Genomic DNA, 13,666 nt, shown 5'->3' with positions numbered 1-13,666 from the left:
TCAGAAAATGCTTGTGTGGCAACACTGTTTATCAAACACCCTTCAAAGACAAATTGAGTGGCATGTTGTTCGATTAATTGTTGATTAATTGACAGTAGCTGGATTTGAGCATTATCAAGATAGAGACTGATGCTTAATGTTGCCCCATCAATATAGGGCTGAACAATGAGTCTGTCACGTTGGCCTGAAGGTAAAGCGAGTAAATACGCTCTTGTGTGCTCAACAGAATCAAAAATGAATGTATCCAGACAACCTGCTCCATCCAGCGGTTTCACAACATAGGATTGGTTTATCAGACAGGTATCCAGTAATGCATTTTTGGCAGAAAAGGTGGTAGGTGTGGCAATCTCTGCTTTTTGCAGTTGCTGATAACAAAGTAATTTATCACTACAGAGCCGGGTTGCCTCTGCTGAGCAGCCGAGGTAGGTTTTACCGGCAGCGAGAACCTGCTGTTGCAAGGAGCAGAGAACATTGTCTGTTTCGGGGGCAATCAGCAGAAAAAATGCGTGATTTTCCAGACACTCCCACCATTGTTGTTTAAATTCCTGTGGATTAGCACATGTGTTTATAGTGATTCTGGAAGAGGATATCATCCATGCAGGCGGCGTTAGTCTGGCATCCCGGAGAATCGTGATTTGAATCTGGCTCAGCTCAAGCAGATCCTGCAAAATGGCTGAAAGCATCATTTCACCCTCATGTGCGAGCGATGATAGCAACGGCTCGTCACACAAAGCGCCACTGGTGATATGCTCGTAGACGACTAAGTTCATTTTTCTGAGGTTTATTAAAGAAGTGTTGATTATACCGGTCATTGATCTGATGGGGGGCAAGGTTGTGCATGCCCGTGGTGGTCAGCGAGAACAATACCTCCCAATAAAGTCACAACTCACGTCCAGTGTGTATCCACATGCGGTGATAAAACAGCTTTTAACATGGTTCTCATTTCCGGTTATCTATATAGCTGATCTGGATGCCATTGAAAATGGCAGCATTGATAAAGCGTTTTATCTGCAATTACACACACTTTTTCCTCAACTGACCATCTGGCTGGATGCGGGAATCCGCAATCTGGATGACTGGCTGATTTGGCATGAACTGCCCAACATCAAACCGGTTTTGGGGAGCGAAAGTCTTGAGGATGAAGATTTGCTTGGGGAGCTGCAGAAAACAGAATTTATCTTGTCGTTGGATTTTCGAAAGGGGAGTTTATTAGGCCATTATGATTTACTCGAGCACAGCGATTTATGGCCTGACACAATCATTGTTATGAGTTTGGACAGTGTGGGGAGTGAAGCCGGACCGGATAAGCAATTATTGAAAAAAATAAACGAACTTAAGCCAGAAGCAAAGTTGATGGCTGCGGGTGGGGTGCGGGGAGAAGAAGATTTACTGGATTTAGCGGGAATCGGTACAAATGGCGCGTTGGTTGCCAGTGCGTTACACAAAGGAAAACTCAGCGTAAATGCTATACGCCAGATAATGAACTGAAAATGCCACCCCGAAGGGTGGCATCTGCATCAGTCTAAAACTTACTTAGCACCAAATGGGTGTTCTGAAGCTTTATATTGTGCAACAACGTCAGCCGCTTTTGGCTCACGAGCGACTGCACGTTTGATAGCTTCTTTAGTCGCACGGTAGTTCCAGTCCTGGATTTTTTCATCGCTGTCAGCAGTGGGTGAAATAAATACACCAACACAAATGAAGCAATCATCAGCTTCACTGGCAGGGATAGTGCCATCTTCAACACATTCAGCAACGGCAACAGAAACACCACGTTGTGCAGGGCCAAACATTTGCACAGCTTGTTTCATGTTTTTGATGGTTACTTTGTTGAACATAACGGTAGCTGGTTTGACCATCAGGTTAGGTGCAACAACAGCCAACAGGCCATTAACACCTTGTTTCTGGTCGGTCAGAGTGCGGCAGAAAGCATCTTCTGCTGCTGAACCACGTGGGCCCATTAATAAGTCAATGTGAGCAACGTTGTCTAAGTCACCATCTTCAATGACTAAGGATTCACCTACAAGTACGCGATCGATAACTGGCATGTTATATTTTCCTGTTCCAAAAAAATTGTCAAAAAGGCTCATTTTTTCCTCAATCGTTTTTGTGAGATTGAGGTTTATACGTAATAAAGGAACGTATCACCTGCTCAGTGGCGCCCGCTATAAGCATCGTGCTACTGAAATTCGGTTTGAATCAAACGCCTGCTCAAACGCAAATAGCAGCAAAGCTGCTGCGGTCATATCTGCGGAGGTTCCGGGATTGATGGCGTGACTCTTTAGTTCTTGATCCCAGACGGTCAACTCGGCTGTTGATTTGCTTAAGGGTCTATTTTTATTCATTTTTAAAATAAATAACTGTGCCTTTTGTGCCACTGTCTGGGCGAGATGCCGAGATTGCTTTCGTATAATTAAAGTGTCCGGCACACGTGCTAGTAAGTAAAGATACGCGATTGTGGTGGCCCATTCAACCTTTTCCCCACATTTCAGCGCTTCTGTCAATTCTTTATAGCCAATATCCCATATTTGCTGGTAGTTATTTACATATTGCAAAGCAATAGTATCCCGATGTTGCGCTAATGCCATGGCTTCCCGCAGAGTTACTTTTGGCTGCTGATTGATGTCTTCCTGCTCCTGTTTTCCCAAACCGCCTGCTTCAGCCAGCCGAATGGCTTCATAACAGAACCGGGCATCTTCCAGGGTCAATGCATTTAATGTGGCTTCAAGTTCAAAGGATAACTGATCAAAAGTGGTACAGCGTTGAATCGCGTCACAGAGCGGTGCAAACAACAGGACTATGCCGAGATTGGTGTTACAGTTAACCACTTTACGCGTGGCTTCAATGGCCTGCAGAATCCGTTTGCCAACCGGTAGATTCGGCTGGGCCATAATCGGAGCGATAGCGGAAGCGCTTAGTAAAAAATCCTGTACCTCCATGTTATGACCATCACTCCAGGTATTCACGTTACCTGGTTTGGGTGCATTGACTTCCTGCTCACAGGCCCAGCGGACACATTCGACAATCTGTTTTTCAGCTAGCATGTTCAGGAAGCGGCAACTTTTGATTTTGTCGGAGAATAGTGTTCACCATCAATGCCAGCCGACCAGCAATATCAATTCCAGTAGCCTGATATAAGCCTTTCCAGGCCGGTACGCTGTTCACTTCCAATACACTGAAACGACCTTGTTGATCCTGAATCAGATCGACTCCGGCATATGGGGCTTCTACTACCGCCGTTGCCTGGATGGCGAGCTGTGCCATCTCATGTGTCACTGTGCTGGCAAAACAGTTGGCACCTTGAGCAAAGTTGGTGATCCAATGATTCGAGCGACGGGTCATGGCCGCGATCACTTCGCCCTGAACGACCATCAGTCGCCAGTCCTGCCAGCAATCGGCTTGTACTGGTGGAATATAATGTTGCAGATAATATGCATCACCTACGACAGAGAGTTGCTCGAGTTGCGATAGTTGTTCAATGCGCTGAATCCCTTTTCCCTGGCAGCCAAATAATGGTTTGACGACCAGGCTATGGCCTTTAGCAAGCTCTTCAGCTGCAATTTGCAACGCGTGTTGTCTGTTTTCACAGGCCCAGGTGTGCGGTGAAGGAATATTGGCCAGATGAAGTTTCAATGACGTTCTGGCTTTATCGACCGTCAATTCAATTGCGTGAGCCGGGTTAAGTACCGGCACACCCAATTCGGCCAGAGTATGTAACACATCCATACGAAGGGTGATTTGTTCCAGACTGCCAGGCGCAATCCCCCTCACCAGGACGGCATCAGGTAAGGTATTTTCAAACTGCGGAATCACCAATCCTGTCGGGCTACGGGTATCGATCCGGCAATCAGCCAGATCGATACGCACTGCCTCCATACCGAATGCCGATAAGGCATCAGTCAGCTGGGTACTGTGCCACCCATGGGTATCATTAAAAATAGCAACGCGGGCTTGAGGCATGTTCAATCATTAAAACCCGAAAGATTGTTTTAATAAATCGGCATTCAACTCACCAGCAGTGAAACTTTTACCGGTTTGAGTACTGGTAATAATCACTTTAGCCGGACTGAACAGCATCGGATCAATTTTGAAAAAGTCGTATTCATACGATTTGAAAATCTGACCAAATGGCCGACCGTAATCTGACGATGTATTACTTGGCATTTTTTCTGCCAGTTCACGTGCTTCATCATTACTGCTGTCAACAAACAGATGTACGGTACCACCATAAAGAATCGCATCATTGGTACGGCCCATGCCGGTCATAAAATCACCACCCGGAGGTGCAACGGGGGTTGTCCCAAAGCCGTCAACAATTTTGTCCATCGGGAAGTGCAGGGTATGCGCTTTATGCATAGCGACTTCAAGTACCCGAATGGCAATTTGCATTACTCCTGCCAGACTGGTGGTTGGTGTCAGAATCAAGGTCAGGTTTTCTGGTTTAATGGCACAGTTATCAGCGATTTTTTCGGCAATTTCAACCGGAGGCATGCTATCGACTTCCAGTACAATCACGGTGGAATCGGCTTTATCCTGATAGCCGAATTCCTTGAATAACTCTTCACGAGCTGCGAGGGCGCGGCCCGGGCCTGAACCCAAAGCATAAAATTTTACATCTTCACTTTTGTGAGACAGGCTCCATCCCGCGTATTGACTGCCAAGACAGCTTAAAACAGGTGTTTTGGCATGTACATTCACTGACCACGGCCATTCAGCAAAACCACTGTTGCTGCCCAGGGTTGCGGTACCTAATCCCCCCATACAGATTTCACCAATCAAACGTCCGGCTTCAAGACCGCCAGAGGCTTTGATGCCGGCATCAACTACGCGAGTGCCATTGGATAGATAACTGATTTCCAGTTGAAGGGCTTGAGCGTTATTGATTAATTGATCAACCAGAGGCTGACAGGCGGCATTAACACTGGTCCAGTTGGCGGAGATTTGACTGCTCATGGAAGAAATCCTGTCTGATAAAAAAAGACAATAGTATACGTCATGCACTTGGTGCCTGTAATGTTCAGGCAGTTGTCAAGTCAGTGTTTTTTGCGAAATGGTTTCAGCACTTGATCAATAACCTTGCAACGCTGCCTTGCAATGGCGGCGGCGATGGCCGGTCCTTTCAGACCTTCACTGACAAACGGTGCAGCATTAATCTGTAAAGCAGCATCAAAACAGGCCTGAAATGCGATTTTTTCCGGCATATCGGCGTTTTCGTACCCTGGTCGACCGCGAAAATCAGCTTCGCCAGCCAGCAAGTATTGTGAAAACCGCTGTGGTTTACGAAAGGCATCGAGGCCTTCAAATACGGCTAATACGTCAGCAGCCGATAATTCGAATAATAAATGACAGTGAGTATGAAACTCTGCCACTTTTATCGCCAGACTGCTGATTTCGCGTGGCACACGTAACCGTTCACACAGGTTACGGGTTAATGCAATACTGTGTTTTTCATGGCCTTTATGACTGGGCAGAATATCGGCAGGCGTAGTGCCCTTGCCTAAGTCATGACATAAAGCAGCAAAGCGTACAGCAAGATCATCGCTGAGTCGGGCTGCCTGATCCAATACCAGCATGACATGCACACCGGTATCAATTTCGGGGTGCCATTTAGGAATTTGCGGTATGCCAAACAGCCGATCAATTTCCGGAAACAGAATATGTAAGGCACCCACCTCACGTAAACAGTAGAAAAACAGCGAGGGTTGTTTACTTTGCAGTGCTTTTTCCAGCTCTTGCCAGACGCGCTCAGCAACCAGATGTTCCAGCTCACCGTTAGCAATCATTTGCGAAATTAATTGCCTGGTCTCGTCAGCAACTTGAAAACCAAAGCGTGCAGAAAAACGGGCAAGTCGCAAAACGCGTACCGGGTCTTCAACAAAAGCAGGAGATGTGTGGCGGAGGATTTTATTTTGCAGATCGAGTTGTCCGTTGAAAGGATCAATGACATTACCCTCAGCATCTTCAGCTATCGCATTGATGGTCAGATCCCGCCGGGCCAAATCTTCTTCTAAGGTCACTTCCGGTGATGCATGAATTTCGAAGCCATGATAGCCAGGCGCCGTTTTGCGTTCAGTACGGGCAAGCGCATATTCTTCATGTGTCTGTGGATGCAGGAATACAGGGAAGTCTTTACCCACCGGCCGAAATCCCTGGGCCAGCATTTCATTAACATTGCTGCCAACCACCACCCAATCACGGTCTTTAACCGGGAGTCCCAGTAAGCGATCCCGAACACAGCCACCGACTTTAAATAATTCCATATCGCTATGTTAAGGGTTTTTGGGTTGTACCGCAGGCATCCGTTCCGACATTCGTTTGATGGGTTGTTTTCGCTGATAGTCGTAGGTCGCGGCAAAACTGAAAACGGAACGAACATATCGGCGAGTTTCGGTGAACGGAATATTTTCTACCCAGATATCAGCTGGCATGGTTTGTTCAGGTAACCAGCGTGAAACACGATGTGGACCGGCATTATACGCAGCAGTTGCCAGCACGGGATTGCTTTGAAACTGATCCTGCATACGACGGATGTAAAAACTTCCCATCTCGATATTACGTGGTGGGTAATAGAGTTCAGAGTCATGCTGTAAGGGCTTGTTAAGCCAACGCCCTACCTGTTTACCGGTAGCGGGCATCACTTGCATCAGACCCATCGCACCAGCATGAGAGCGTGCTTGTGGGTTAAAAGCACTTTCCTGCCGGGCTATGGCCAGCAACCAGGAGGCATCCACTCCAACATTCGCACTGGCTTGTCGCATTTCTGTGTCATACAACACCGGGAAACGTAAATCCAATGCATCCCAGTAACGTGCAGTACCCAGTAAGGCAATTGTTTGATTATGCCAACCCCATTTGTGGGTTTCGTTTGCCACGATCTGAAGCTCACGTGGAGTCAAGGTTTGCTGAAGAAAATAGGCTTCACGCCGGGCATCAAGTAGTTCGTCCTGCAGATAAAATTCACGCATGCGCTTTACAGGGGCAGAGTTGACGATGGCATTAGTTTCCAATGGTTCAGCGACAATGGGGTGATGGTTCATCGTATATTCTGCATCCACTTTATCGGCGGCCAGAAATGCATAATAATCGCGTTCGTCCACCAATGTACGCCATATAGCCTCGGCTTCAGTACGTTGGCCCAACTCGGCAAGACTTCTGGCAAGCCAATATTGCCAACGTGTTTCCTGTCGTGTGTTTTCATCCAGACTGGCAATGGCTTTTTGTACCTCAGGCCAGTTTTGTTGCCATAAGGCGGCACGTACACGCCATGGGTGATTTGGCGTGTCGCCGTAATAGTAGAGTGCTTTATCGTCACGATCCAAAGCGGCCCAAAGACCAATGCTACCCTGAACATCGTGGCGTTCATCCGTGGAAAACTGATAACGGTTTTCCAGGCGTTTCCAATGAGAATACGCCTTTGCAGGATCTTGTCTGGCTAAGCGTTTTAAGCCATAAACCAGGATTTCCCGAGCCATTGGAACATCCTGTGCCAGGGAAACTCCCTGAGCGGGCGCTGATGCGGGTAATTGTGACAGCAAGCTAACAGGATTTTTATGTATATCTTCCCAGCGTTTTGCCCATGCCTGAGCGGTTCCGCTCTGTTTTACGGTTTTGGCAAGATAGTTGGCCAGAGGAAACTGCTGGTTACGTAATGCCAGCAGCAGCCGTTGCCAGCGTAAATCATCGGTCAGCCAGCCCCGCTGTTCAGCGTGATGAAAAACAGGATCACAGGCCTTGTCTTGTGAAGCTGCGACTAACCAGAGTTTTTCAAATGCTTCGGCCGCGGCTTGTGGCTGGTTGTTGGCGATCAAAGCTCGGGCATAGTGGCATTCACGTGTAGCGGATTGCGGTGCCTGATAAAACTCCAGATACTGTTGCCACTGTTGTTTACTCGCCAGTTTATCCAGCCAGGCGCTGCGCAGACGTGCCTTGAAAAAACTTTCTTCCCGGGTTTGCAGGAAGTCCCTGATGTTTGCTGTTTCGGTATCGTTTAGTCGGTGTTGCAGATATAAATAATCAAGATATTCCCGCAACGGATAATCTTCCAGCTGACCTTGCAGTTGGCGAAACTGAGTCAGTTGATGTGTCTGTAGCGCTTTTTTGGCTTGCTGATAAAGCTTTCTCTGTTGATTGAGTTCAGCGTCAGCAAAGGCCTGGACAGGTAAAAAAGCTGCAAGCATCAGCAGCACTGCTAGTCGAATGTGAGTTTTCATGCCGGTATCTTAAAGCAAATTGTCAGAGGATGTACTACCGGACAAACTGTTTTGCAGATGAGTTTCAATATTGTCTAATTTTGGGATAAATGCCACATTGGAGCCAATCTTTATCTGGCAATGCAACCAGTCGGAGTCGACGATATCATGAGTGGGTTGCAGGGCGGTTTCATTGATAGTGATAAGCTGCGGAGCGCCGCAACAGGCAACCGCATAGTTTTTTATTTTGGCATCATTATTGATGCCGTTGATCACACAAAGTTTGTTGATTTGTCGTTTGTTTTGCTGACCACTGCCGATCAGCGTTTCCAAGTCTATCACCTGTAATGGTAATTCACGCCAGAAGAACTGGCCGATATACCAGGCTGAGTCAATATCGCTCTCTGTAAGATGAGGTAATGGAATGACTTCAGCAATCGTTGGGTTAGGCAGCAATAAATAATGCTGTCTGAGCGGTATCAACATGCAATGAATGAAATCAGATTCTTTGCTCATAATCGCCTTTAGTGAGTTATTCTCAACGCTTTTCGTTCGGATATCGATAAGCAAGTTGTTGTTTCAGTGAAATAATCAACTCATCATCCTGATAGGGTTTACCAAGGTAGGCATTTACACCGATGCTTAATGCCCGCTGGCGGTGTTTGTCTCCGGTTCGGGAGGTAATCATCACGATAGGTAAATGTTTAAACTGCGTGTCATTCCGGATAATGGATGCGAATTCAAATCCGTCCATACGCGGCATTTCGACATCCAGTAGCACGATATCCGGGGTTTGTTCGTAAAGTTGCGCCAGTGCATCCACACCATCTTTTGCGGTCATCACATCAAAACCCAAGCGCGTTAATAAACTGCCGGTCACTTTACGCATTGTAATCGAATCATCCACGATCATTGCCAGTGGTTTACGGTTAACTTCGATTTGCTGGAAGCTCTCACTGGCTTGTTGCAGGTTTATCGTACCACTGGGCTTTTGGTAGCTTTCAATTAAGGTCGGGATATCCAGGATAAAGATCACCCGCCCATCACCGAGAATGGTTGCACCGTTAATGGCGCTGATCTGAGCAAGCTGAGTTCCCACAGATTTGATAACAATTTCCCGGTTGCTATCAATACTGTCAACAGCCAACGCAATTTTGATATCGCCACTGCGGAACAGTAGCAATGGCATTTGCTGACGTAGATTTTCCAGCAGATTAAGTGGTTGGCCGAGCAGGTTACTCAGTGGAACAAAATCATAGTGTTCGCCATGAAATGTATATGTCGGTTTTTCCTGGGCCATCAATTCACCAATCTGCTGAAGACTGATCCGCCCACCGGCATTGACCGCCGAAAGCGGTACAGCAAACTGCTGCTGATTTACCGAGATCAATAACGCCTGCATCACTGACAGTGTCAGTGGGAGACGCAGGTTAAACTGAGTTCCCTTACCTGGTTGAGAGCTGATTGACAGACGACCTTTGAGAGCACGGATTTCATTGCTGACAACGTCCATACCAACTCCCCGGCCAGCGAGTTGAGATATCTTGTCGGCAGTACTGAACCCTGAGGTCAGAATCAACTGAATCAGTGCCTGCTCATTGGGGATGTTGGAGGGATCGATTAAGTTCTGCGAGATCGCTCGTTGTTTGATTTTTTCGATGTTCAGTCCCTGACCGTCATCAGCAATGGTGATCAAGACCTCTGATCCTTCACGTTGCATACTGATTTGAAGTTGGCCACTTGGATCTTTACCTTGTTGCGAACGCTCATCTGCTGTTTCCAAACCATGCGCAATGGCATTACGCAGAATATGTTCAATCGGAGCCACCAGCCGATCCAGGATAGTTCGATCCAGTTCCAAATCCGCGCCACTGACAGTTAATCTGGATTGTTTATTCAGTTCACTATTGGTTTGCCGGACAATTCTTTCCAGTCGCGGCACTATTGAATTAAATGGCAGCAGACGGGTGTGCATCAGGCCTTGTTGTAAGTCTGTATTCAACCGGGATTGCTGTAGCAGCAGAATATCGGTCTCACGCATCAGGTTACCCATCGAACGGCTGATATTATTCAAATCGTTAACCGTTTCAGTCAGACTGCGCGAGAGTTGCTGGATGGTGGAAAAACGATCCAGTTCCAGTGGATCGAATTCTTCGTTCGCATCATGGACCGTGTCTTCATAACGGAACAGGATCTGTGTTTCGGTTTCTATTTCCAGTTTGCGAAGCTGTTCATGCAAACGAGCTACCGTCTCCTCCATCTCCTCAAGCTGCTGATGCATCACACCATGTTGCTGGGTGACCTGGTCACGGGTAATACTGACCTCACCGGCAAAGTTACTCAGATAATCCAGCAGGTCAGCCCGGACTCTGATTTTCTCAGAGCTTTGCGGGCTGGGAGTGGTGTTATCGGATGAATCCCTGGCAAAACTGCTTGCTTCCGACCGGGGCAGATCAATGAAAGGTGCTTGCTCCGGCAACGTGTCGATATTGTCGATATCTGCAGGAATATAACCTGAGTATTGCTGAATATCGTGCAGTAGATCGGTCGCGGCTGGAATGTGGCTTCTGTTAGCCAGTTGTTCCTGCATTTCTGTCAGGCGATCCTGACAGCGTTGCAACAGACTAAAAAAGCTTTCCTCAGGTTGTTCTGAACGATCTGAAACAGAAAGTACCAACGTCTCGGTTTGATGTGTCAGATCAGCCATTGCCGTGGTGGCTGTTAACCTCGCGCCACCCTTAAGTGTGTGTAAATCACGCTGCAACTGCATTGAGCCAGCTGGGTTTTCCGGTTCAGTCTGCCATTGTTTGATAGCCTGATCAGTTGATATCAACAATTCTGCCGCTTCTTCAGTAAAAGCTTCCAGAATTTCAGGATCAACATCGACCGTTGAGATATCGTCCAAAGCCGTCAGGGTGGAACGGATTTGTTCACGGAAATTTGTGAAATCCGCTGGTGCTTTGTGTTGTATCAGTGCTTCAATCTGATCATTTACAATTTCTAAAGCTTCATCAAGCAGTCCACTTAAATTATCACTGCGACTCTGTGGATGCATTATCAGGCGCTGCATCAGTTGATAAAGTGCTGCGAGTTGAGGCAATGCGCTGTTTTCCGCATTCTCTGCCAGTGTGTTTAGCGTCTGCCGAAGGACTAAGGGAGCCTCATCATTTGATTGCTGCCATATTTCAAGCTGCTGACCGTATTCATTTAACAGGCTGTCCGTTTCCTCCAGGAAACTGACAAGTTGTTCAGGATCGAGTCGTGCACTGTAGGATTGTTCTGATTTTTTGGGACAAAGTTCGAAAATCCGGCGGTCCAGTAGACGAATATCAGGTTCTTCTGTCCCCGTTTTAACAGACTGCAGTAACTGACCCAGTTCAACAATAATGTCATTCAATTCACTGATAGACGCATCAGTGAAGGTTTGCTGCTGATGGTAAAGGTTACGGAAAGTCTGATCCAGTTGAGTGGCAATTATCGCGACGGGTTTTACATTGGCAATATTGGCACAGCCTTTCAGAGAGTGTGCTGCACTGAGCATGGTTTTGTTGATGACTTTACCGGTTTGCAGAATAGCGGTTTCTGCAAACAGGGTTTGCAGATGCTGCTCTGCTTCCTGATAGAAAATATCCCGCAGTGCTTTGTCTTCGTCATCTTCATCAGCAATTTCCAGCACATTCTCCTGTTCTGCAAGTTGTTGGGCCAGAATGGTTAATGCTTGTGCGGATTCGGTAAAATCAGACTCTGCCTGGGTAAATAATGTTAAGCAGTTTTTAATTTCAGGAACTGCCTCCATGGCGAGCGCCATGATTTCATCCGAAACAGGTAATTCATCGTCCAAAACTCGATTCAGTATATGTTCAACTGCTTGTGCCATATCAGCGATGGTGGTTGCACCGGCCATCCGGCCGCTGCCTTTAAGGGTATGAAAATGACGACGGATAGTCGCGATGTCACCGGTTTCTGGTGTTTCACTCCATATTGGCAATAATTGCTGCAAGTCTGTTAACACCTCATCGGCTTCTTCAACAAAAACTTCGGCAATTTCAGGATTAATATGTTCTTCAAATAGCCAGTTTCCGGCTACAGGACTATCACCGCTTTCAAAGTGCTCAGCAGTCGAAGGCGTTCGTTCTTCAAGTTCAACGGGTTGCGGGTGCTCATCGGCTTTCTGACCAGTGCTGAGGACGGTTGACTGATCATCCTGCAACGCCAATGTTTCCGCTTCAGTGACGCGCTCGCTGGAGTCTGCAGCAAGCGGATCGTAATCTTCAAACTGCAAGGTATCAGTATCTGTTTCCCTGTCTTCGAGTGCCTTGATATATAGATCGACAGAACTCAATTTTGGTTTTTCAGCAGCTGACTTGAAGGTAATAGAATCATCGGCAGAAAAATCAATCTCGGGTAGTTCCACAGCCTGATCCTGATCTGCTGGCTGGGGGATTCCTTCAGGTTCAACAGATTCCTGTTCCGTTACCGTGATGCTGAGTGGAGGGGCATCGGTATCTGTTGCTTTATCCTCGAGTGCTTTGATATATAGAGCAACCGAGCTTAGTTTCTGCTTTTCAGCGGCTGATGCGTTTTCACTCGATGCATCAACAGAAAAATTAATGTCGGGCAGATCCAATGCGTGGGTTCGCCCAGAGCTTTGACCGTAATTTTGTAATGTTTGCAGGGCTGTTTGCAGAAGATTCTCATCAGCCTGGCCGGTCCGGTGCAGATCGTCCAGATAAATTTCTGCTGAAGCAAGTATTTCTGCCAGGTTCTGCTGGTCATGAGGGGCGGTTAATAATGACGTTTCATCCGCAAATTTGTTGGCAAGAGAAGTAAACAGGTTTGCAGCGATATTGATATCCAGAACATCCAGGCTGCCTGCCAGCATCCGTAAACTATTGGTTAAGTTTTCCTGCATTTCATCAGTATCTTCAGCCTGATGATTTGATTGCTGGATCAGCAATTCTTTAATGCTGGCCAATTCATTAAGGCATTCCGTTAAAACGGTTTTTTGTAACTGACGATGAATTGCATCCGATGCATCGGTTTGTCTGAGTCTTGCTTCAATTTGCAGCAAATCATCAGCCAGACTGGTTAACTGTGCATGGTAGGACTTATCCGTTGCCAGACATCTTTGCAGGGCAGTGTGTTGACTATGTAAGCAATTACTTTGCGCCTGATGCTGCAGTAGTGACAGCGTATCCGCCATGCTGAGCAATTGCAGACTGATATCGTTGACTGCCTCGTCGGCTTGATCTTCTGCAACATCAAACTGACTGATACGTTCTTTTAATTCTTCGAGCTGTTCGAGCAGAGCATTTTGCGCTTCTACCAGTGCAGAATCGCTGTGGCCAATAAGCTGTGAAGCCTGGTCATAAAATGTCAGGTCAAAGCTTTGTTTAACGCCAGTGACCAGTGGCCCATAGCTGCTTGAGCTGGCAACCAGTAGTAACAGTTGTTTTAATAAGGTTTCCGGATATCCG

Annotated in this window: 10 protein-coding genes; 1 reads left to right on the top strand and 9 read right to left on the bottom strand. The window is 47.0% G+C overall.

The window, feature by feature from the left end:
• Positions 1-686: ATP-grasp domain-containing protein (locus B3O33_RS04955; protein WP_292363117.1), on the bottom strand; the 686-nt coding region annotated here is incomplete at its 3' end.
• A gap of 106 nt (positions 687-792) precedes the next feature.
• Between B3O33_RS04955 and B3O33_RS04950 the strand changes: the two genes are divergently transcribed.
• A complete protein-coding gene (locus B3O33_RS04950) occupies positions 793-1,488 on the top strand; it encodes a HisA/HisF-related TIM barrel protein (RefSeq protein ID WP_292361231.1) in 696 nt (231 codons plus the stop codon).
• A 41-nt stretch (positions 1,489-1,529) separates the two neighbouring features.
• Here B3O33_RS04950 and fae read toward each other — a convergent pair whose 3' ends face one another.
• The 8 genes from fae to B3O33_RS04910 form a co-directional block, all read right to left on the bottom strand.
• Positions 1,530-2,048: a formaldehyde-activating enzyme gene (gene fae / locus B3O33_RS04945; RefSeq protein ID WP_226072570.1), complete on the bottom strand. Its 519-nt coding sequence runs from the start codon at positions 2,046-2,048 to the stop codon at positions 1,530-1,532.
• A gap of 117 nt (positions 2,049-2,165) precedes the next feature.
• The gene (locus B3O33_RS04940; RefSeq protein ID WP_292363116.1) at positions 2,166-3,044 is read right to left on the bottom strand and encodes a triphosphoribosyl-dephospho-CoA synthase; all 879 of its coding nucleotides are present in this window, start codon (positions 3,042-3,044) and stop codon (positions 2,166-2,168) included.
• On the bottom strand, positions 3,034-3,960 hold the full coding sequence (locus tag B3O33_RS04935; RefSeq protein ID WP_292361229.1) for an ATP-grasp domain-containing protein: 927 nt from the start codon (positions 3,958-3,960) through the stop codon (positions 3,034-3,036). Before B3O33_RS04935 ends, B3O33_RS04940 begins: the two co-directional genes overlap by 11 nt.
• Before the next feature lie 9 nt (positions 3,961-3,969).
• A complete protein-coding gene (mch, locus tag B3O33_RS04930) occupies positions 3,970-4,953 on the bottom strand; it encodes a methenyltetrahydromethanopterin cyclohydrolase (protein ID WP_292361228.1) in 984 nt (327 codons plus the stop codon).
• Between the two features lie 80 nt (positions 4,954-5,033).
• The gene (locus B3O33_RS04925; RefSeq protein ID WP_292361227.1) at positions 5,034-6,260 is read right to left on the bottom strand and encodes a multifunctional CCA addition/repair protein; all 1,227 of its coding nucleotides are present in this window, start codon (positions 6,258-6,260) and stop codon (positions 5,034-5,036) included.
• A 9-nt stretch (positions 6,261-6,269) separates the two neighbouring features.
• Entirely contained in the window at positions 6,270-8,210 is a 1,941-nt protein-coding gene (locus B3O33_RS04920; protein WP_292361226.1) for a transglycosylase SLT domain-containing protein, read from the bottom strand.
• Positions 8,211-8,219: 9 nt separating this feature from the next.
• A complete protein-coding gene (locus B3O33_RS04915) occupies positions 8,220-8,705 on the bottom strand; it encodes a chemotaxis protein CheW (RefSeq protein ID WP_292361225.1) in 486 nt (161 codons plus the stop codon).
• Between the two features lie 22 nt (positions 8,706-8,727).
• Positions 8,728-13,666: Hpt domain-containing protein (locus B3O33_RS04910; protein WP_292363115.1), on the bottom strand; the 4,939-nt coding region annotated here is incomplete at its 5' end.

The organism is Methylophaga sp. UBA1464 (assembly GCF_002325665.1).
Taxonomy (GTDB): domain Bacteria; phylum Pseudomonadota; class Gammaproteobacteria; order Nitrosococcales; family Methylophagaceae; genus Methylophaga.
Note: the sequence above shows the minus strand (reverse complement) of the source record. Positions and strands in the feature narration are given on the sequence as shown.